Below are 19,185 nucleotides of genomic sequence, written 5' to 3' on the forward strand. Positions count from 1 at the left end.
GCGGCAAGGATTTTGGCGATGGATTGGATCAGGATCGCGGCCGTCACGGCTCTCATTGGGTGGCCCGCCGCCGCGGCTGCGAAGGATGCGGTCAGCTGTGGCGGCGCCGCCATGCTGGGCGGCGCGCAGCTCAACTGCAGCCATGTCGAACCCAAGGCACCGCCGCAATTCTGTACGTTCAGCTGGGATCTCCACACGATGGCGGGCGATCAGAAGGTCGTCGAAGGCACCTTCATGCTGCCGCCCGGAGCGTCGAACGTTCAGGTCTATCAAGGCAGTGGTTTCGACAGCGCGCTGTCCAACCCGATCGTGATCTGCCGCGGCAACAAATGAGCTTGTCCGCCACGGAAGGCTCGCTCGTCAGCCGATTGGTGCTATAGGGCGGATCACGTTATTTTGACCAGGCACGCGGATCCCGGATCCGCGTGGCTATCACTTCCTGGACGGACTTCGACATGGACGGACCCAACCCCGGCATCAAGCACCCGATCCCGATGCACACCCGCGTCGGCTTCCTGAAGCCTTTGGTCACGGCGCCGAACATCGAGATCGGCGACTTCACCTATTATGACGACCCTGACGGGCCGGACAAATTCGCCGAAAAATGCGTGCTGCATCACTATTCCTTCATCGGCGACAAGCTCATCATCGGCAAGTTCTGCGCCATCGCCGAAGGCGCGCGCTTCATCATGAACGGCGCCAATCACGCCATGTCCGGCTTCTCGACCTACCCGTTCAACATCTTCGGTCATGGCTGGGAAAACGGTTTTGACCCGGCGACGTGGTCGAAGGAAGTGCGCGGCGATACCGTGGTCGGCAACGATGTCTGGATCGGCATGGAGGCGGTGATCCTGCCCGGCGTAGAAATCGGCCATGGCGCCATCGTCGCCGCCAAATCGGTTGTGACGCACGACGTGCCGCCCTATGCGATCGTTGCCGGCAACGCGGCCAAGATGGTCAAGATGCGTTTCGACGACAGGACGATCCGGCGGCTGCTGGCAGTGGCGTGGTGGGACTGGCCGGTGGACAAGATCGGCCGCAATCTCGATGCCATCAGGGGCGCCGATATCTCTCTTCTGGAGGCAGCAGCTTGAACGTTCCCAACAGCACCGCGATCGGCACCGACCTTTTCACGCGCGGGTGGATCTTCATCCGCGGCGTACCGGCCATGAAATTCCTGCCGCCGGAAGGGCCGCCGGAGATCGCCTTTGCGGGCCGCTCCAATGTCGGCAAGTCGTCGCTGATCAATGCCCTGGTCAACCAGAAGGGGCTGGCGCGCACCTCCAACACGCCGGGGCGCACGCAGGAGCTCAATTATTTCGTGCCGGACGGGTTTTCGGGCGAGGGCGCCGACCTGCCGCCGATGGCGCTGGTCGACATGCCGGGCTACGGCTACGCCACCGCCCCAAAGGAGAAGGTCGACGAGTGGACCAAGCTGGTCTTCGATTATCTCAAGGGCCGCGTCACGCTGAAGCGGGTCTATGTGCTGATCGATGCCCGCCACGGCATCAAGGCGAAGGACGACGAGGTGCTGTCGCTGCTCGACAAGGCGGCGGTGTCCTACCAGATCGTGCTGACCAAGACCGACAAGATCAAGGCCGCCGGCGTGCCGCGGCTGATCGAGGAGACGCTGGCCAAGATCAAGAAGCGGCCGGCTGCCTTTCCGTTCGTGCTGGCGACGTCATCGGAAAAGGGCGAAGGCCTCGAGGAATTGCAGGCCGCGATCGTGCTTGCCGCCAATGGCGGCTAATGCTTGTCGCCCGGAAGTGTCCTCGGTTCCGGGACGACGACATGCATAAAATCAGAAACTTACAGCAGGTCGGGCGAATCCTATTCGCCGCGACATGCCGTAGTCGTCCGACGCGATCCGTTGACCGCACCCTGGCAATCCGTCAACATCGCAGTGCCGTTCGAGGGCAACCGGATGCGTATCGTTTTTCGTTGTGATCCCGTGCTTGCCGAAACGCTGCCCCGGCCGGTTCCGGCGCGGGGCGTCCTGCCCGACTGGCTCCGCAAGATGCCTCCGAAAGCCTATTCGGAAATCCATGGGCGAGAGATCAGGACGGTAAAACAGTGTCCGCCCTTCGTCGACGCCATGACACATGGCTTCATGATCCTGCTGCCATGCGATGTGACCGTCGAGAACGGGGCCTTCGAATGGCGGTGGGACATCGCCGAGCCATCAACGAAGGGCCACCCGCGTTCGCCGCTCAGTTTCCATGTCGCCGAACAGCTCGCCGGCGCGCCGTTCTCCAACGGGCTGGCAGCCATAAAATTCAACAGTTTCTGGACGATCGAGCTGGAGGAAGGCTGGTCCCTCTTCGCCACCCATCCGGTCAACCGCGATGATCTTCCCTTCCGCCTGGTGACCGGTGTCGTCGATTCGGATCACTTCCAGGACGCCGGCATCAATTTCCCGGCGATTTGGACCGACCAGGGTTTCTCCGGCGTGCTGGCGAAGGGCACACCGGTTGCGCAATGCTTTCCCGTGCCGCGCGCCGCGCCCGAGCTCGTCTTCGAGAGCTTCGATGCCGTGCGCAAGGCCTCCTATGAAAAAACCGTCGCCGATGTTCTTGCCGAACCCGGCGTCTACCGGAAGCGGTTTCGCGTAAAACGCGCCCGCTAGAACTTTTCCTGGAATTGCTCTCACAGCATGTCGCGGCGAATAGTATTGGCCGCGACATGCTGTAAGCTTCTGATTTTATGCATGTCGTAGTCCCGGAACCGAGGACACTTCCGGGCGACATGCATTAGCCTCCAAGCAAGCCCTTCAACGCGTCGCGATCGATCCAAAGCTTGCCGTGCGGCGCTGACGTCAGGGCCATCGCAATGATGCCGAAGGTCGTGGCGCGCTGCTCGTAGGCCGTTCGATAGGCCTCGATCGCGGCGTCCATATCGCCCGTTTCCTGAAGCGTTACCCCCAGATTGACCGCCGCCTCGGCGTCGTCGGGACGTATCTCCAGCGCTTTGCGATAGGCGGCCGCCGCCCCCACATGATCATGCAGATCCTGCCTGACAAGGGCGAGGTCAAACCATGCCGATGCAGGCGCGTTTCCCGTTACGGCCCGCTCCAGCAAAGGTGCCGCATCGGCAGGCATCCCGTCCTCGAACAGCATGCGGCCGAGACGCGCCGCCGCTTCCGCCGACAGGGGATCGGCAATTGTCACCTGTCGCCATGCCTCGAGCGCCTGGGTCCGGTCGCCTGCCTCGTCGAGCGTTCGCGCCTGCTCGATGAGCACAGCGGCGCTAGGCGGCAATTCCGCCGCGCGTGAGAGATGGAACAGCGCTTGGTCAAAATCCCGTGCCGCCCGCGCCAGGCGGCCGGCGAGCAATTGAGCGGATGCGTTGTCAGCCCGGATCGCCAGACTTGCCTGAATATGGGTGCGGGCTCCCAATATCTCTCCCTTGGCGAAAAGAACGGCGGCCATGAGGTGGTTGAGGGCAGGGTCGTCCGCCGCTTGGCGAAGAGCCTTCTCGCAAAGCAGCCGCGCCTGCTCGTGGCGACCGGCGTTGAAGTCCGCCACGATGCGTCGCATCTGACTATGGAGCTTCGGATCGCCCATCCCGATCTGCCTTCACGCTCGCGAACGAGAAACATTCCCGCGGAATGCTTCGTTCGGCCCGGTTATCCAGACCTTGACGCTCAGCGCCTGGAGGTCAAGCCGGTCCCCGCAAAAATCGGCCACTGGAGGCCGTTTAGGGGCGTCATGTCAGGGTGAGCTTTGAGGCCCTTTCTTCCTCGGCCATCCTTTCGGTGCCATAGGCTTTCAGGAACATGTCGACGCCCGACCTGACGATGTGGTCGATCTCGTCCTGTGTCGGGGCCTTGGTGCGGTAGGCGAAGATGCACTGCCGGAAAAGGCCGGCCAGGCACAGTTCGGTGAACTGATAGGCGGCGAGGTCGACGTCGTCGATCTCGAGCAGGCCGCGCTCGATGGCGGCATTGAGGAACGTCGCGACCTTGTCATGGCCGCGCTTGGGACCGCGTTCGTAAAAGCGCGCGCCCATGTCCGGTATCCTGTCGGAGGCGCCGATAACCGTGCGCTGCGCCTGGATGACCTTGGCCGAGGTGATCTTCATGGACAGCACCTTGCCGAACTTGACCAGCGTCTGGCGCAGGTCGTCGGCGCGGTCGAGCATGTCGTACATGTTCTTGAAGATCGTGCCGCGCTCTTCCTCGATCAGCGCCTCAAACAGCTCTTCCTTGTTGGCGAAGTAGACATAGATGGTGCCTTTCGACACGCCGGCCTCGCGCGTGATGTCGTTCATCGAGGCAGCCTCGAAGCCTTTTTCGATGAAGACACGGCGGGCGCCGTCGATGATCTGGCTGCGCTTGACCGGATCCTGTCCGGCCGCCGGGCGCCCACGGCGCAGACCGTCCAGCAGGTCTTCGCAGGGGTCGGTTTCGGCGTTGCTCACAGGCTCAACCATTAAAGTCACACCTCGAAAATAATTCGAACCAACCGGTTCGATTTCCCCTTGATATGGTCCTCTTTTCACGCTATGTCAACGCCCAGATCGAACCGAACGGTTCAGTATTATAACTTTAGCGAGATGTCATGTCCTCGAACACGCCCGCCACCGCCGAAGTCCGTCCTTTCCCCAACGCCAAGGTTGCCCCGGCGACGGAAGCGCCCGATGTGCATGTCCAGCCGGCCGTCGCGCCGCCACCTGAGGCCGAAGCTCCGGCCAAGAAGAAGCGCTCGGCGCGCTCCTTCCTGCTGCCGATCATCGGCCTTGCCCTTTTGAGCGGCGGCGCCTGGTACGGCTATGACTACTGGACCACGGGCCGCTTCATGATCTCGACTGATGACGCCTATGTCCAGGCCGATATGGCGTTCGTCTCGCCAAAAATTTCCGGCTATGTCGATCAGGTCCTGGTCGGAGAGAACCAGCAGGTCAAGGCCGGCGATCCCCTGCTGACGATCGACGCCGGGGACTACAAGATCGCCGTTGCCCAGGCCGAGGCGCAGATCGCCACGCTGGCAAAGACACTCGACCGCATCGACGCGCAGACCAAGGCCGCGCAGGCTTCGCTGCAGCAGGCACAGGCGCAGAAGGTCGCCGACCAGGCCGCCGCCGCCAATGCCGGCCGTGCCCAGCAGCGCGCCGCGCAACTGGTCAAGACTCATGTCGGCACGCAGGCACAGCTGGACGACGCCCAGACCGCGCTCGACCAGGCCAATGCCGCGCTCGTCGGCGCCGACGCGCAGATTGCCGCCGCGCAGGCCAATATCGGCGTGCTCGAGGCGCAGCGCGCGGAATCCGCCAGCACGCTGGCGTCGCTGCAGCTCGGCCACGACAAGGCCGCGCGCGATCTCTCCTTCACCGTGCTCAAGGCGCCGTATGACGGCGTCGTCGGCAACCGCTCCGTCGAACAGGGCGATCTGGTCAGCCCCGGCCAGAAGCTCGCCGTGGTCGTGCCGATGGACAAGCTCTACATCGTCGCCAATTTCAAGGAGACGCAGCTTGCGCGGCTCGTGCCCGGCGAAAAGGTCAACATCTCGGTCGACGCCATCGACGGCCACCCCATCCAGGGGACGGTCTCCTCGCTGGCGCCGGCGTCGGGCGCGGTGTTCTCGCTGCTGCCGCCGGAAAACGCCACCGGCAACTTCACCAAGGTGGTGCAGCGCGTGCCGGTCCGCATCGACGTGCCGGCCGATGCGCTGAAGACCGGCAAGCTGCGCGCCGGCTTGAGCGTCGTCGTCGCCGTCGACAGCCGCACCGCGCCCGCCACGACCAGTAACTAAGCGCTTTTCGGAGGGCGGCTTGGTGGCTGATTGAAGCGCCAAGCCGCCCGGCCTGCCTCAAGGAGGCTCAGGACATGGCAACCGCAACCATCACCGCAGGAGCGCCGCCGGCGATGCCGGCCGCGCCCGACACGATCTCGACGCGACGCATCATCGCCTTCCTGGCGATGGTGTTCGGCATGTTCATGGCGATCCTGGACATCCAGATCGTCTCGGCCTCGCTGTCCGAGATCCAGGCCGGCCTCAGCGCCAGCTCCGACGAGATCCCCTGGGTGCAGACGGCCTATCTGATCGCCGAGGTGGTCATGATCCCGCTGTCGGGCTTCCTCAGCCGGATGCTGTCGACGCGCGTGCTGTTCACCGTCGCGGCCGCTGGCTTCACCGCGGCCAGTGCGCTGGCCGCGACCGCCACCAACATCGATCAGATGATCGTCTACCGCGCCGTGCAGGGTTTCATCGGCGGCGGCATGATCCCGAGTGTCTTCGCGGCGGCCTTCACCATCTTCCCGCCGTCGCGCCGCGCCATCGTCTCGCCGATGATCGGCCTGGTGGCGACGCTGGCGCCAACGATCGGCCCGACCGTCGGCGGCTATATCAGCCACGCCTTTTCATGGCACTGGCTGTTCCTGGTCAATGTCGTGCCGGGCATCCTGGTGGCGACCGCGGCCTGGTCGCTGATCGATTTCGACAAGCCCAATCTCAAGCTGTTCTCGAAGTTCGACTGGTGGGGCCTCGCCGGCATGGCCGCCTTCCTCGGCTGCATGGAATATGTGCTCGAGGAAGGTCCGAACAATGACTGGCTGCAGGACCAGGCCGTGTTCATCTGCGCCATCATCATGACCATCGGCGCGGTGATCTTCTTCTGGCGTGTCTTCACAGCCGAGGAACCGATCGTCGACCTCAAGGCGTTCAGCAACATCAATTTCGCCTTCGGCTCGCTGTTTTCCTTCGTCATCGGCATCGGCCTCTATGGCCTGACCTATCTCTATCCGGTCTTCCTCGGACGCATCCGCGGCTACGATTCGATGATGATCGGCGAAGCGCTGTTCGTCAGCGGCCTGGCCATGTTCTTCACCGCGCCCATCTCCGGCTTCCTGTCGAGCAAGATGGATTTGCGGCTGATGATGATGATCGGCCTGTTCGGCTTCGCCACCGGCACCTGGTGGATGACGCATCTGACCGCCGACTGGGACTTTTACGAGCTGCTCATCCCGCAGATCCTGCGCGGCTGTTCGATGATGCTGTGCATGGTGCCGATCAACAACATCGCGCTCGGCACCTTGCCGCCGGACCGGTTGAAGAATGCGTCCGGACTGTTCAACCTCACCCGCAACCTTGGCGGCGCCGTCGGCCTTGCCCTCATCAACACCGTGCTGATCGACCGCAATGCCTTCCACTATGCCCGGCTCTCCGAGCATGTGCAGTGGGGCAGTGCCGCCGCGCAGACCAAGCTGCAGAACATGACGCTCAATTTCGAGCAAACCACCGGCCTGGACGCCACAAGTGCGGCGATCTCCGAGCTGTCGGGCATGGTCCACCAGCAGGCGGCGCTGCTGTCGTTCATGGATGTGTTCTACCTGCTGACCGTCCTGTTCGGGACGCTGGGGTTCTTCACCATGCTGATCAAGAAGCCGGCCGCGCCCGGTGGTGGCGGAGGCGGCGGGCACTGAAGCAATTCCAGGAAAGTGTGAAGCGGTTTTCCGTCTGGAATTGCGTGAAGGCAAAAAATGAAAACCGTGGCAGCGGTTTCGGGAAGCTCCTCCAGTCCACGCCCGAAAGCTCCGACCACGCAAAAAGCTCCGGGCCGCAAAGCCCGGAGCTTTTTTATATCCGCTTGGACCTGGCGTAATTCCAAGACAAACTAGATATTTAGCAGCTCGCCGTTAAGCTCGAATCGAGCGGAAGCCGCATGCAGGCAGCACGAATGATTAAAACATCTCCGGATATCTGATCGTAATGGAGACTTGGGTTCTTGCCATCTTGCTGGTGGCGTGTGTGATCGGCTGTCCATTGTGGGTTCGTGTTTGTTTGACGAACTTGCGTGGATGGTTTGCAGCCGGTGTTGTCAGCCAACGCACCGGCAACATTTCCCGAGAGACCCAGCCTGTCCGGTTCCACTGCATTCTTGCCATGATGGTGTTAGGCGCGGTTTTACCAATTGTCGTAACGATCACTCTGGCCTTTCAACTCGTCTCGAGCATCTAGGCCAGCAATAGGGCAGCTCTGCGTTCCCTGAAGCGTAGAACCTACCTTGTCAGGCGGTCGTGGGCTTGAAGGTCAGCGCCACGCCGTTGATGCAGTGGCGCAGGCCGGTCGGCGCCGGACCGTCGTCGAAGACATGGCCGAGATGGCCGCCGCAGCGGCGGCAATGCACCTCGGTGCGGGTCATGCCCAGCGAGCGGTCCTCGGTCTTGCCGATGCCATTGGCGATCTCCTGCCAGAAGCTCGGCCAGCCGGTGCCGGAATCGAATTTCGTCTCAGAGGGATAGACTGGCAGGTCGCAGCCGGCGCAGGCGAAAATGCCCTTGCGGTGTTCGTTGAGCAGCGGGCTGGTGCCGGGATACTCGGTGCCCTCCTTGCGCAGCACGTCGAAGGCGGCCGGCGATAGGATGGCTTTCCACTCGTCGTCTGTCTTGGTGACCTCGAATTTCTCGGCGGCTTGCGCGGCCTGCGGGGTGCCCATGCGCAGCATCGCTGCCGCGGCCCCGACGACGCCGATAGCGGCGGCACCACTCAAAAGAAAGTCGCGACGGTTCATGACCAGTTCCTCCTGTCGTCTGTTTTGCCAAACTATGCCGCCGCCCGAAAGTCAAAAGCCGGTGACGGTTGCCCAAACGACACTCCGCGCCGTTCCACGGTTGATCGTGGACGGCGCGGAGCACGCATGTCGATTGCGGGTCACGGGAGCGAGACGACGCAATGACGGAGGGCTCTTGCAACGGGTTCGTCCGCGGCAAGCGCCTCGTTACATCGTTCACCCGATCACATCTTCGGGAGCAGAACCTTGTCGATGACGTGGATGACGCCGTTGGACTGTTCGACATCGGGCGCAGGCTTCGATTGCCAAGGGAATTGCCGCTGGCTAGCTTGGCGGCGGCAACGGGGGGGAGTGCGCATGTCGGTCGAACGGATCCTGTGGGAAGAAGACGCAACCGGTCTAGCCGGTCTGATGCGCAGGGGTGAACTGTCGGCGATCGAACTGACCGAGGCGGCGATCGCCAGGGCCGAGGCCACCCGCCCCGAAATCAACGCCACGGCAGAGCCGCTCTATGAGGCCGCACGGACCCGGGCAAAGGGCATCGACCGTTCGTTGCCGCTGGCCGGCGTGCCCTTTGCCATCAAGGATCTCGGCATCGCCGTCAAGGGCGTGCCCTCGCATGGCGGCAGCCGCATTCCGGCCTGGGTGCCCGATTTCAATTCGGTGATGACCGAGCGCTATCTCGCCGCCGGGCTGATCCCGATCGTCACCTCGACCTCGCCCGAGCACGGGCTGCGGCTGATGACCGAATCCAAAGCCTTCGGCATCACCCGCAATCCCTGGAATACCGGCCACACCACCGGCGGTTCGTCGGGCGGTTCGGCAGCGCTGGTCGCCGCCGGCGTCGTGCCGCTGGCGCATGCCTCGGATGGCGGCGGCTCGATCCGCGTGCCGTCGGCCTGCAGCGGGCTTGTCGGCCTCAAGACTTCGCGCGGCCGCGTCCCGCTGTCGCCGCTGGTGAGCGAAAGCTGGTACGGCATGGTCGTCGATCACGCCGTCACCCGCTCGGTGCGCGACTGCGCGCTGCTGCTCGACCTCACCCATGGTCCCGATACACTGGCGCCTTATGCCGCGCTGCCGCCGAAGGGCACGTTCGCCGCCGCTGCGGCACGCGAGCCCGGCAAGCTCAGGCTGGCGGTGTACCGCAAGTCGCCGCTTGGCCTGCCGATTTCGGCCGAGACGCTCAAGGCGCTCGACATTGCCGTGGCACTCGCCCGTGAAGGCGGCCATTCGGTCGAGGACATCGAACTGCCCTTCATCGGCCGCGATTTCTTCGCCGATTTCTGCACGACGGTCGCCTCCGCCGTCGCCGGCTCGCTGCGGGCCGAAGCGCTGCGCGTCGGCCGTTCCGTAACGGGCGACGTCGAGCGCGCCACGCGGGTGCTCGGCCGGTTGGGCGAAATGGTCTCGGCCGGCGAGACCTATGCCGGCCTGCAGCGCCTGCACACCGCCTCTCGGCAACTGATCACGGAGACCGCGCGCTATGATGCGGTGCTGATGCCCATCATCGCGCACCCGCCGCTTGCCTGCGGCGCCATGGATCCCAAAGGTGCCGATGAACTCGTCGAGAACCTGCTCGACAAGCTTCACCTCACCTCCTTGCTCAAGATCAAACCAGTGTTCGGCCAGTTGATGGACAAGAGCCTTTGGTTCACGCATTGGCCCGCGATCCAGAATGTCAGCGGACAGCCGTCGATTGCGCTCCCCGTCCATGTCACGGACGCCGGCCTGCCGCTCGGCATCCAGGCCGCCGGCCGCCCGGGCGACGAGGAAACGCTTCTGTCGCTCGCCGCGCAGATGGAGAAAATCTCGGGCTGGCTGACGCGGCGGGCGCCGCTGATGGTGCCGTCACAATGACGACACCGTGAACCGCTCGAATATGACAGCAATGCCATTTGCGGCTCGCGTCAATTCCCGCTAAGACGCCGCCGTCCCTATAGATATCCAGGAACGCCCGATGACGGACATCACCGCCACCGCCGAAATGCAGGCTGCCCTCTTGTCGCGTGCGCTGCCCTACATGCAGCGCTACGAGAATAGAACCGTCGTGGTGAAATATGGCGGCCACGCCATGGGCGATATCGAGCTCGGCAAGGCCTTCGCGCGCGACATCGCACTGTTGAAGCAATCCGGTGTCAACCCGATCGTCGTCCATGGCGGCGGCCCGCAGATCGGCGCCATGCTGAACAAGATGGGCATCGAATCCAAGTTCGAGGGCGGCCTGCGCGTCACCGACCAGAAGACCGTCGAGATCGTCGAGATGGTGCTGGCCGGGTCGATCAACAAGGAGATCGTCGCGCTGATCAATGCCGAGGGCGAATGGGCGATCGGCCTCTGCGGCAAAGACGGCAACATGGTGTTCGCCGAAAAGGCGCGTAAGACCATGATCGACCCCGATTCCAACATCGAGCGCGTGCTCGATCTCGGTTTCGTCGGCGAGCCGGTCGAGGTCGACCGCACGCTGCTCGATCTCCTGGCGCGCTCCGAAATGATCCCGGTGCTGGCGCCGGTGGCGCCCGGCCGCGACGGTCACACCTACAACATCAACGCCGACACTTTCGCCGGCGCCATCGCCGGCGCCTGCAAGGCCTCGCGCCTTCTGTTCCTCACCGACGTGCCGGGCGTGCTCGACAAGGACAAGAAGCTGATCGACGAACTGACGGTCGCCGAGGCCAGGGCGCTGATCAAGGACGGCACGGTCTCGGGCGGCATGATCCCCAAGGTCGAGACCTGCATCGAGGCGATCGAGCGCGGCGTCGAAGGCGTCGTCATCCTCAACGGCAAGACGCCGCATTCAGTGCTGCTCGAACTTTTCACCGAACACGGCGCCGGCACACTGATCGTGCCCTGATATCTTGCGCTTCGGCGCCTGGCATCCTCAGTCCGGCAGAGCGGCGACGGCCCCGATCTCGACGACGAGATCGGGATGCGCAAGCGCGGCAACCCCGATCACTTCCGATGGCGGCGGATTGTTGTAGCTGCAGTGCTTCGGGCAGTGCTCGGCGAAGAACTCGTCCATGACGTCCAGCCGGAAGTTGGGCGAGCTCAGCACGCCGCCGTCTGGAAACGGCCCTTTGACATACTGGGTTATCTTGACGAGATATTCGAGCGAACTGCCGAGTTCTTCCAGATCCGATTTGATGTTCGCCAATATGGAGCGCCATTGCGTCGCCGCGTCGCCGACGGCGCCATCCTTGCCGCTCGACGGGTCATAATTCTCGGCCGTGCCCGTATTGCCGGCAAGAGAGACATATCCCTTGGCGCCGGTCACGACAGTGCCTTTCCCCCAAGGCATGAGCCGGCCGCCCTTCATCTTCCTATGCGTGACAAGGTGCATCGCTTCCTCCTGCCAATCACCATCGTCCGATCGCTGGAAATTAGCGCGTTGACCGCTGGCGGCGAGGGCGAGACGGGTCAGTGCGGTGGCGAGACGCGAAAGGCGTGCGGTTCGAGCGCGGCAGGTTGCGCGGCGGCAGGCACCGTTACAGGTCTCTTCGCCGGACGCTGAAAGACCATCGATTCCTCCTCGGCGTCCTGCGGTGCGCCCCAGAATTCGGCGAGCGTCGGGCCGCCTGTCATCCGGCGGTCGGTCACCAGGAATCCCCAGACCTCGCGGAACCAGACGCGGCGGCCCATTTTGGTGTACCAGCGCATCGAATGCCGCTGCTCGGGGTCGGGGTGGAACAGGATGCGCGCCAGCGCCTTCGGCCGCGACTGCACCGCCAGTTCGATCAGCTTGACCGAGAAGAACAGCATCCACGGCTTCAGCCGGGTCATGTGCAGCACCTGATGCTTGTAGTCCCACAGGCGGGCGTCCCTTTGGATGACCCTGCGGTCGCGAGCGATGCGGAAGAACGGCGTCCAGCGATGCGGCGTCACATAGAGCGCCTGGATCTGGTCGGGGTCATAGGCGAGGAGCTGGCGGAAGCCGCGCCACAGATCGCGAAACCGTTCGTCCTCGAAACCGACCACCCAGGTCGCCATCGACAAGATACCGTGCTTTCGCAGCAGCCTTATCGCCTCGCGGTCAGACGAGGTGCTGCCGCCCTTGCGGATCAATGCGAGCGTCTGCTCGTCGGTGTTTTCCATGCCGAGCAGCCAGCGGATGACGCCGGCCTTGCGGTAGAGGTGCAGCATGTCGGCGTCGCGCACGATGTCGTCGGCGCGTGTCGAGCCGACGATCAGCACCGGCACGTCCTCGGCGATCATCGCATCCAGGAAAGCGCGCCAGGCCTTCTTCGAGACGGTCGGGTTCTCGTCGGCGAGGTTGATCAGCTCGACGCCGTGCTCGCGGTGCAGCCAGGCGATCTCCTGCGCGAATTTCTTGGGATCGCGATGCCGCCAGCGGGTCCAGAAGCCGCGCTGACCGCAATAATTGCACAGATGCGGGCAGCCGCGCGAAAACTGCATGACCACGGCGCGCTTGCCGCCCCAGTAACTGTATCTGCGGTGATCGATCAACTCCCAGCCGACGCGGTAGGCGTCGAGGTCGGCGATGGTCATCGCCGCTTGCGTGGCGAAGGGACGATCGAGGTCATCGCGATAGGCGATGCCGGCAACGCTTGCCGGCGGCTGGCGCATTTCCACCGCCTCGACCAGCGCCACCACGGTCGCTTCGCCCTCGCCGCGCACGATGAAGTCGAAAACGTCGGTTTCGGTGAGGATGTCATGCCAGTGATAGGTCGGGAACACGCCGCCATAGAGGATGATCGTCGCCGGCTCGCGCGCCTTGATCATTGCGGCGATCAATAGGGCGGTCGGATGCGCCGAGGTCGATCCGGAATGGCCGATCAGGACGAAGTCGGGGCAGTCCTTCAGGGCTTGCGCGACGACCGAGGCGAGCGGCATCGGCCCGAACTCGGCATCGACGAGCCGCACCGCGTGGCCGGCGTCGGTGAGCGGACCCCCGATCGCCAGAAGACCAAGCGGCGGCAAGTGATCGTCGGGCACGCGGCTGCCGATGGCTGTGTGCGGCGGATTGATCAGGACGATGTTCATGGCGGACCTCCAGGGAGTTGGTCCGCGCATGCTGGCCGGCGATAGTGCCGCCCGATTGGCCCGTTTCAGCAGTTTGCTTGCAGCTTTTCCGCAGAAACTAGGAGGGCATCAGCGCCTGAGATGCGCGAGCGGCACGTGGCCAGGGCCCTTGATGTTTTGCAGCACCAGTTGCGTGTGGACGTCCCGCACGCCGTCGAGCCGCATCAGCCGATGCATGACGAAGGCGTTGAGCTCGTCGACCGACGGCACCATGACATGCAGCAAAAAGTCGTGGTCGCCGGTCATCGTCCAGCACGACGACACCTCGTCCATGCGCTGAACGGCGGCAATGAAGCTTTCGGGCGAGCCGTCGCTGTGGCTGACGAGGCGCACCTGGATGAACACCTCGACCATCAGGCCGACCGCGCGGCGACTGATCACGGCGGCAAAGCCCTTGATGATGCCGGCTTCCTGCAGCGCTTCGAAGCGCCGCGCGCAGGGCGTGGTGGAGAGGCCGATCTCCTGCGCCAGTTCGGAGACCGGTTTGCGCCCGTCGCGTTGGAGGACATCGAGCATCCTGATCTCGAAATCGTCGAATTGAGCCATTTTCACTCCCATTATGCAGATTGTGAGTGAATATTATCTCAAATGTGGCGACCGAGCCATCATCAAAACCGATTTGCCTCCGCAGGTCGGGCTAGCCTTGCGGCACGTCGACCATTGATGCTTTGCGAGGAGAAAAACCATGACGACGATGAGCGTTGCCGAATATGCCCGCGACTGCGCGGCGCAAGGGTTGCGCGGCGACTATTCGGTGTGTCGCGCCGATTTCACCGTGGCACAGGGCTATGATTACAGCGCCGAGGAGCAGGCGGTGTGGCGCACGCTGTGCGACCGCCAGACCAAGCTGACGCGCAAGCTCGCCCACCACTCCTATCTCGACGGCGTCGAGAAGCTCGGCCTTCTCGATCGCATCCCCGATTTTGCTGACGTCAGCGCCAAGCTGCGCAAGCTCACCGGCTGGGAAATCGTCGCCGTGCCCGGCCTCATTCCGGCCGCCCCCTTCTTCGATCACCTCGCCAACCGCCACTTCCCGGTCACCAACTGGCTGCGGACAAGGCAGGAACTCGACTACATCGTCGAGCCGGACATGTTCCACGATTTCTTCGGCCATGTGCCGGTGCTGTCGCAGCCGGTGTTCGCCGACTTCATGCAGATGTATGGCAAAAAGGCCGGCGACATCATCGCACTCGGCGGCGACGAGATGATCACGCGGCTCTATTGGTACACGGCCGAATACGGCCTGATGCAGGAGCCCGGCCAGCCGCTGAAGGCGTTCGGCGCCGGCCTGATGTCGTCCTTTACCGAATTGCAGTTCGCGGTCGAGAGCAAGGACGCCCACCATGTGCCTTTCGACCTTGAGACGGTGATGCGTACCGGTTACGAGATCGACAAATTCCAGCGCGCCTATTTCGTGCTGCCGTCCTTCGACGCCTTGCGCGATGCCTTCCAGACCGCGGATTTCGAGGCGATTGTCGCGCGCCGCAAGGGCGAGCCAGCGCTCGATCCGGCGACGGTCTAATTCGCCTACATGGCGGCCCCGGCGGCGGGGCGTTCTCCGCCGCCTGGACATCCCGCCACCTCCTACAATGCGTAGATGGTCCGGTTGAACTTCGTCTCCATCACCACATGGGAAGCGGTTTTGACGACACCGTTGATTTCATTCACCGCATTCACCTCCCGGTTCAGCTTCTCAAGCGTCTCGGCGGCAAGGTGGATGATCAGGTCCCACTCGCCGGTAATGGCGTAGACCGCCTGGATCGAGGGCATCGCCTTGATCTTTCTGGAGACGTCCGGATAGCTCTTGTTGTTGAGGGCGGCGAGCGTGAAACAGTGGACGGCATTCTGGGCGACCTCCTTGGTCAGCCGCACGGTATAGCCTTCGATAATACCGCCGGCCTCGAGCTTCTGGATCCGCTCCTGCAGCGCTGTCCGCGATACGCCGAGCTGACGCGCCAGTGACGCGACCGGCTCACGCGCATTCTTCTGCATCAGCGCGAGCAGCTGACGATCCTTCTCGGTCAATTCCACAAACAAATCCTCTCGCTCGATCCGCGCAGTAACCGCCGCGCGATCCTATCGGCTGAACCGTCCCCGCGACAATCCGGAAGACTGCCAGAAGACTGGCCGGCGCGAACGGAACAAGGCGACCATATCCGGCACTTTGTCGTCTCAAGGCACGCAATGACTGCGTGATCGCCATTATCCCGCATTTCGCCGGGTAGAACCCTTCTTTTTGCGACCTGACTGTCTGGGGTAATAAACGCCGGTCCATCAGGGGGAACGAGCTTCGGCTGTGGTGGGCACAAACCGAAACCGATCCGCGTTGAAGCTGTGGCTGAAAGCGCTGAGGTCCGACGTTACGCATCCTATCAGTTTCAACCACAAGGGAGGATAACTTTGAAAAAGCTGCTCGATTTAGCCGTTCTTGCCGCCGCGACATTCGCGATCACGACGGCGGCCATGGCCGGGGAAACCCTGGACCGCGTAACGTCGAAAAAGGCGATGGTCATTGCCACCAACGCAGCCTGGCCGCCACAGAGCTTTCTCGACGACAGCAATGAACTCGCCGGGTTCGACATCGATGTCTCGCGCGAGATCGGCAAGCGGCTTGGTGTCGATGTCTCGTTCGAAACGCCCGACTGGGCGACGCTGACCGGCGGACGCTGGCAGGGGCGCTACGATCTCGGCGTCGGATCGGTCACGCCGACCAAGGCCCGCTCCAAGGTGATCGACTTTGTCGGCATCTATTATTACAGCCCCTATGTCTACGTCCTGCACAAGGACAGCGGCGCGAAGTCGATCGCCGATCTCAACGGCAAGATCATCGGCGTCGAGACGGCCACCACCTCGGAGGATTTCATCCGCCGCAAGCTCGAAATCGACGCGCCCGGCCTGGCTCCCATCGAATACAAGCTGGAGCCGGGCGAGATCCGCACCTACGCGGATTCCATGCTTCCCTTCGATGACCTGCGGCTTGGCGACGGCGTGCGCCTCAATGCCGTGATCGCGCCGGAGCAGACGGCGCAGAACGCCATCAAGAACGGCTATCCCGTGAAGATCCTGGAAGGCGAGTACGCCTTCCGCGAGCCGCTCGTCGTCATCGCCGAAAAGAAGGATCCCGAGTGGACCGCAAAGGTCGCCGGCATCATCACCGGGATGAAGACGGACGGCACGCTCGCCGCGCTGACCACGAAGTGGTACGGCAAGGACTACAGCGCCAAGTAAAGTCATTCCGCCGGCTGTCCCTCGGCAGCCGGCGGACTTCACCCCACCAAATGCATGCTCCTCACCGCAAAGTCATCGATGGCCTATCCGGACACCTATTACGCCCGCACCCTGACCGACCGGAAGACGCGACCTTCGCTCAAAGGCGAGGCGCAATGTGACGTGGCCGTCGTTGGCGCCGGATTGGCCGGGTTGACGACAGCGCTGCAGCTGGCGCGCGCCGGACTGCATGTCGCCGTGCTGGAAGCCCAGCTCGTCGGTTTCGGCGCTTCGGGCCGCAATGGCGGTTTCGTCACGCCCGGCTTCGCCACCGCCGGCGACAATATCGCCGCACGTGTCGGCGGGAAGGCAGCGCGCGACCTGCATCGGCTATCGATCGAAGGCGTGGAATTCGTGCGCGACACGATCGAGGCGCTCGGAATATCGGCCGCCATGCCGCGTGCCGGCCTGCTCAGCGTCTTGCGCTACGACGACGGCGACGCGCTGAAGGCCTATGCCGAACAGATGGCCCGCGACCATGGCTATGAACTTCAGTATCTCGACAGGGAGGACGTCCGGTCGGTGCTGAAGTCCGTCCGCTACCACCAGGGCCTGCGCGACCCGAACGCCTTTCACATCCATCCGCTCAACTATCTGCGTTGCCTGGCCGACGAGATCGAGCGGCTTGGCGGCGAGATTCATGAAAGCTCCGAGGTCGTGGAATGCGACCTCTCGGGGCCGCAAAAGATGCTTCGCACCAGACAGGGCACGCTTCGGGCGTCCCGGATCGTGCTCGCCACCGGCGGCTACACCGGGCCGGTATTCGGCCAGCTCTACCGCGCCTTCCTGCCCATCGCGACCTATGTCATGGTTTCCGAGGCGGCTCCCCGCCTCATCGCGCAAGCGGTGGCCACGACGGATGCCGTCGGCGACAACAGGCGGGCCGGCGACTATTATCGCCTGGTCGAGAATGGCAACCGTCTCCTGTGGGGCGGGCGCATCACCACGCGCGCCGCTTCCGCCGACGCGTTGGCGCGCGAATTGCGCCGCGAGATGGTCGGCACCTACCCGCAGCTTGCCGGCCTCAAGACCGAACTGGCGTGGTCGGGGCTGATGTCCTATGCCCGGCATCTGATGCCCCAGATCGGCGAGCTGCAGCCAGGCGTCTGGTACTGCACCGCTTTCGGCGGCCATGGGCTCAACACCACGGCGATTGCCGGAAAAATTGTCGCCGAGGGCATTCTGGGCGCCTCGGACCGGTACCGGCAGTTCGCGCCCTTCGGACTGAGCTGGGCCGGCGGCACCGCCGGCCTGGCCGCCGCGCAGCTTACCTATTGGAAATTGCAGGCGCAGGACTGGTGGCGAGAACGCAACGCCACCGCCAGGGACAAGGTGACGGCATGATCGGCAGGCTGATGCTCTCCCATCCAGGGCTCACCCGCCGCGCCGCGGGCGCGCTTTTTCCGGCACTGCTGGCCGCGGCCCTCTACGCCATGGGCATCAAGTCGAGCTGGATCGGCTCTTTGATGCCGCTTGCATCCGACTGGTTGCAGGCCAACCCCGCTCTGTCGCGCGCCCTCTCCGCCGTGTTGATCGCGCTCCTGGTGCTGACGAATGGCAAACTGCTGCTACTCCTGCCCCGGCGGCAGCAGATCGTCGGCGTCTGGATCGAGCTGTTCGTGCTGCTGATGCTGTTCTTCTATTCCTTCGACCTCTCCCTTGCCTTCATCGCCAGGAAGGTCGGGTTCCTGATCACCCAGGGCGTCACCACGACGCTCTACATTTCGGCGATCTCGATCCTGATCGCGACCTTGATCGCCCTGGTCGGGGCCATCGCCAAACTGACCGGAAACGGCGTCGTTTACGGGCTCGCCACCTTCTACACATCGCTGTTTCGCGGCCTGCCGTTGCTGATGCAGATCTACATCATCTATCTCGGCCTGCCCCAGGTCGGCTACGTGATCGGCGCGGTGCCGGCGGGCATCGTGGCGCTGTCGCTGTGTTACGGCGCCTACATGACCGAGATCTTCCGCGCCGGCATCGAAAGCATTCCGCGTGGTCAAAGCGAAGGCGCCACGGCGCTCGGCCTGAGCCCCGGCCAGACCATGGCGCTGGTCATCCTGCCACAGGCCATGCGCGTCATCATCCCGCCGACCGGCAACCAGTTCATCGCCATGCTGAAGGATTCCTCGCTGGTATCGGTCGTCGGCGTCTGGGAGATCATGTATCTCGCCCGCACGATGGGCCAGACGGAGTTCCGCCATATCGAGATGCTGATCACCGCCTCGATGATCTACTGGATCCTGTCGATCGCGCTGGAATTTGGCCAGGCCTATCTCGAACGGCGCTTCGGCCGGTCGGAACGCTAGGCGTAGGTCATCGCCTCCAAGCATGGAATGGCATGGCTGGGGCTCTCCGATTGGCCTCGGCATC

At 63.5% G+C, this 19,185-nt stretch carries 20 protein-coding genes; 12 read left to right on the plus strand and 8 right to left on the minus strand.

Annotated features, from left to right (window positions below; genetic code table 11):
• Positions 1–18: 18 nt before the first annotated feature.
• The 4 genes from LB536_RS08340 (at position 19) to LB536_RS08355 (ending at position 2,626) form a co-directional block, all read left to right on the plus strand.
• Positions 19–333, plus strand: coding sequence for a hypothetical protein (locus LB536_RS08340; protein ID WP_140757426.1), 315 nt, complete (start codon positions 19–21; stop codon positions 331–333).
• Between the two features lie 122 nt (positions 334–455).
• Positions 456–1,094, plus strand: coding sequence for a CatB-related O-acetyltransferase (locus tag LB536_RS08345; RefSeq protein WP_224591264.1), 639 nt, complete (start codon positions 456–458; stop codon positions 1,092–1,094).
• Positions 1,091–1,750, plus strand: a complete 660-nt coding sequence (gene yihA / locus LB536_RS08350; protein WP_027143852.1) for a ribosome biogenesis GTP-binding protein YihA/YsxC — start codon at positions 1,091–1,093, stop codon at positions 1,748–1,750. The genes LB536_RS08345 and yihA overlap by 4 nt, the downstream gene beginning before the upstream one ends.
• Before the next feature lie 174 nt (positions 1,751–1,924).
• Complete coding sequence (locus LB536_RS08355; RefSeq protein WP_224590957.1) at positions 1,925–2,626, plus strand: hypothetical protein; 702 nt, start codon at positions 1,925–1,927, stop codon at positions 2,624–2,626.
• Between the two features lie 124 nt (positions 2,627–2,750).
• Here the strand turns inward: LB536_RS08355 and LB536_RS08360 are convergent, their stop codons facing one another.
• Together LB536_RS08360 and LB536_RS08365 are read right to left on the minus strand one after the other, a co-directional pair.
• Positions 2,751–3,563, minus strand: coding sequence for a tetratricopeptide repeat protein (locus LB536_RS08360; RefSeq protein ID WP_224590959.1), 813 nt, complete (start codon positions 3,561–3,563; stop codon positions 2,751–2,753).
• 142 nt (positions 3,564–3,705) lie between these two features.
• Complete coding sequence (locus LB536_RS08365; protein ID WP_140811048.1) at positions 3,706–4,431, minus strand: TetR/AcrR family transcriptional regulator; 726 nt, start codon at positions 4,429–4,431, stop codon at positions 3,706–3,708.
• A 128-nt stretch (positions 4,432–4,559) separates the two neighbouring features.
• On the opposite strand from LB536_RS08365, the gene LB536_RS08370 reads away from it, so the two are divergent.
• Together LB536_RS08370 and LB536_RS08375 are read left to right on the plus strand one after the other, a co-directional pair.
• Positions 4,560–5,750, plus strand: a complete 1,191-nt coding sequence (locus LB536_RS08370) for an HlyD family secretion protein (protein WP_224590961.1) — start codon at positions 4,560–4,562, stop codon at positions 5,748–5,750.
• A gap of 74 nt (positions 5,751–5,824) precedes the next feature.
• Positions 5,825–7,420, plus strand: a complete 1,596-nt coding sequence (locus LB536_RS08375; protein ID WP_411966536.1) for a DHA2 family efflux MFS transporter permease subunit — start codon at positions 5,825–5,827, stop codon at positions 7,418–7,420.
• Positions 7,421–8,004: 584 nt separating this feature from the next.
• Here the strand turns inward: LB536_RS08375 and msrB are convergent.
• Together msrB and LB536_RS08385 are read right to left on the minus strand one after the other, a co-directional pair.
• Positions 8,005–8,508 (minus strand): peptide-methionine (R)-S-oxide reductase MsrB, encoded by a 504-nt coding sequence (msrB, locus tag LB536_RS08380; RefSeq protein ID WP_224590963.1) that lies wholly within the window; start codon positions 8,506–8,508, stop codon positions 8,005–8,007.
• A 224-nt stretch (positions 8,509–8,732) separates the two neighbouring features.
• Positions 8,733–8,867, minus strand: coding sequence for a fasciclin domain-containing protein (locus tag LB536_RS08385; RefSeq protein ID WP_224590964.1), 135 nt, complete (start codon positions 8,865–8,867; stop codon positions 8,733–8,735).
• Between LB536_RS08385 and LB536_RS08390 the strand changes: the two genes are divergently transcribed.
• Both LB536_RS08390 and argB read left to right on the plus strand, forming a co-directional pair.
• Positions 8,866–10,365: an amidase gene (locus tag LB536_RS08390; protein WP_224590967.1), complete on the plus strand. Its 1,500-nt coding sequence runs from the start codon at positions 8,866–8,868 to the stop codon at positions 10,363–10,365. The genes LB536_RS08385 and LB536_RS08390 overlap by 2 nt on opposite strands.
• Positions 10,366–10,465: 100 nt before the next feature.
• On the plus strand, positions 10,466–11,359 hold the full coding sequence (argB, locus tag LB536_RS08395) for an acetylglutamate kinase (RefSeq protein ID WP_140757402.1): 894 nt from the start codon (positions 10,466–10,468) through the stop codon (positions 11,357–11,359).
• Between the two features lie 27 nt (positions 11,360–11,386).
• On the opposite strand, the gene LB536_RS08400 is transcribed toward argB, so the two are convergent.
• The 3 genes from LB536_RS08400 to LB536_RS08410 form a co-directional block, all read right to left on the minus strand.
• Positions 11,387–11,845 carry a RidA family protein gene (locus LB536_RS08400; RefSeq protein WP_224590969.1) on the minus strand — a complete coding sequence of 153 codons (459 nt, stop codon included), beginning with the start codon at positions 11,843–11,845 and terminating at the stop codon, positions 11,387–11,389.
• A gap of 77 nt (positions 11,846–11,922) precedes the next feature.
• Positions 11,923–13,506 carry a magnesium-protoporphyrin IX monomethyl ester anaerobic oxidative cyclase gene (gene bchE, locus LB536_RS08405; RefSeq protein WP_224590970.1) on the minus strand — a complete coding sequence of 528 codons (1,584 nt, stop codon included), beginning with the start codon at positions 13,504–13,506 and terminating at the stop codon, positions 11,923–11,925.
• A 108-nt stretch (positions 13,507–13,614) separates the two neighbouring features.
• Positions 13,615–14,091 (minus strand): Lrp/AsnC family transcriptional regulator, encoded by a 477-nt coding sequence (locus tag LB536_RS08410; RefSeq protein ID WP_224590972.1) that lies wholly within the window; start codon positions 14,089–14,091, stop codon positions 13,615–13,617.
• A gap of 139 nt (positions 14,092–14,230) precedes the next feature.
• On the opposite strand from LB536_RS08410, the gene phhA reads away from it, so the two are divergent.
• Positions 14,231–15,067, plus strand: coding sequence for a phenylalanine 4-monooxygenase (phhA, locus tag LB536_RS08415; protein WP_224590975.1), 837 nt, complete (start codon positions 14,231–14,233; stop codon positions 15,065–15,067).
• A 62-nt stretch (positions 15,068–15,129) separates the two neighbouring features.
• Here phhA and LB536_RS08420 read toward each other — a convergent pair whose 3' ends face one another.
• Positions 15,130–15,576 (minus strand): Lrp/AsnC family transcriptional regulator, encoded by a 447-nt coding sequence (locus tag LB536_RS08420; RefSeq protein ID WP_224590976.1) that lies wholly within the window; start codon positions 15,574–15,576, stop codon positions 15,130–15,132.
• Positions 15,577–16,008: 432 nt separating this feature from the next.
• On the opposite strand from LB536_RS08420, the gene LB536_RS08425 reads away from it, so the two are divergent.
• From LB536_RS08425 to LB536_RS08435, 3 genes are all read left to right on the plus strand, one after another.
• Positions 16,009–16,773 carry a transporter substrate-binding domain-containing protein gene (locus LB536_RS08425; protein WP_224591268.1) on the plus strand — a complete coding sequence of 255 codons (765 nt, stop codon included), beginning with the start codon at positions 16,009–16,011 and terminating at the stop codon, positions 16,771–16,773.
• Between the two features lie 78 nt (positions 16,774–16,851).
• The gene (locus LB536_RS08430; protein ID WP_224590978.1) at positions 16,852–18,156 is read left to right on the plus strand and encodes an NAD(P)/FAD-dependent oxidoreductase; all 1,305 of its coding nucleotides are present in this window, start codon (positions 16,852–16,854) and stop codon (positions 18,154–18,156) included.
• Positions 18,153–19,121 (plus strand): amino acid ABC transporter permease, encoded by a 969-nt coding sequence (locus LB536_RS08435; protein WP_224591270.1) that lies wholly within the window; start codon positions 18,153–18,155, stop codon positions 19,119–19,121. Before LB536_RS08430 ends, LB536_RS08435 begins: the two co-directional genes overlap by 4 nt.
• The last annotated feature ends 64 nt before the right edge of the window (positions 19,122–19,185 follow it).

The sequence above is a fragment of the Mesorhizobium sp. ES1-3 genome, from assembly GCF_020164795.1.
Classification (GTDB): domain Bacteria; phylum Pseudomonadota; class Alphaproteobacteria; order Rhizobiales; family Rhizobiaceae; genus Mesorhizobium.

Bases quoted from the DNA above. Each gene is read 5' to 3' on its own strand.
- LB536_RS08385 (WP_224590964.1), bottom strand. From the start codon at position 8,867: ATGCGCACTCCCCCCCGTTGCCGCCGCCAAGCTAGCCAGCGGCAATTC.
- LB536_RS08340 (WP_140757426.1), top strand. From the start codon at position 19: ATGGATTGGATCAGGATCGCGGCCGTCACGGCTCTCATTGGGTGGCCC.
- LB536_RS08425 (WP_224591268.1), top strand. From the start codon at position 16,009: ATGGCCGGGGAAACCCTGGACCGCGTAACGTCGAAAAAGGCGATGGTC.
- LB536_RS08360 (WP_224590959.1), bottom strand. From the start codon at position 3,563: ATGGGCGATCCGAAGCTCCATAGTCAGATGCGACGCATCGTGGCGGAC.
- LB536_RS08370 (WP_224590961.1), top strand. From the start codon at position 4,560: ATGTCCTCGAACACGCCCGCCACCGCCGAAGTCCGTCCTTTCCCCAAC.
- LB536_RS08435 (WP_224591270.1), top strand. From the start codon at position 18,153: ATGATCGGCAGGCTGATGCTCTCCCATCCAGGGCTCACCCGCCGCGCC.
- LB536_RS08430 (WP_224590978.1), top strand. From the start codon at position 16,852: ATGGCCTATCCGGACACCTATTACGCCCGCACCCTGACCGACCGGAAG.
- LB536_RS08375 (WP_411966536.1), top strand. From the start codon at position 5,825: ATGGCAACCGCAACCATCACCGCAGGAGCGCCGCCGGCGATGCCGGCC.
- argB (WP_140757402.1), top strand. From the start codon at position 10,466: ATGACGGACATCACCGCCACCGCCGAAATGCAGGCTGCCCTCTTGTCG.
- LB536_RS08390 (WP_224590967.1), top strand. From the start codon at position 8,866: ATGTCGGTCGAACGGATCCTGTGGGAAGAAGACGCAACCGGTCTAGCC.
- LB536_RS08345 (WP_224591264.1), top strand. From the start codon at position 456: ATGGACGGACCCAACCCCGGCATCAAGCACCCGATCCCGATGCACACC.
- LB536_RS08410 (WP_224590972.1), bottom strand. From the start codon at position 14,091: ATGGCTCAATTCGACGATTTCGAGATCAGGATGCTCGATGTCCTCCAA.
- LB536_RS08365 (WP_140811048.1), bottom strand. From the start codon at position 4,431: ATGGTTGAGCCTGTGAGCAACGCCGAAACCGACCCCTGCGAAGACCTG.
- phhA (WP_224590975.1), top strand. From the start codon at position 14,231: ATGACGACGATGAGCGTTGCCGAATATGCCCGCGACTGCGCGGCGCAA.
- bchE (WP_224590970.1), bottom strand. From the start codon at position 13,506: ATGAACATCGTCCTGATCAATCCGCCGCACACAGCCATCGGCAGCCGC.
- LB536_RS08400 (WP_224590969.1), bottom strand. From the start codon at position 11,845: ATGCACCTTGTCACGCATAGGAAGATGAAGGGCGGCCGGCTCATGCCT.
- msrB (WP_224590963.1), bottom strand. From the start codon at position 8,508: ATGAACCGTCGCGACTTTCTTTTGAGTGGTGCCGCCGCTATCGGCGTC.
- LB536_RS08355 (WP_224590957.1), top strand. From the start codon at position 1,925: ATGCGTATCGTTTTTCGTTGTGATCCCGTGCTTGCCGAAACGCTGCCC.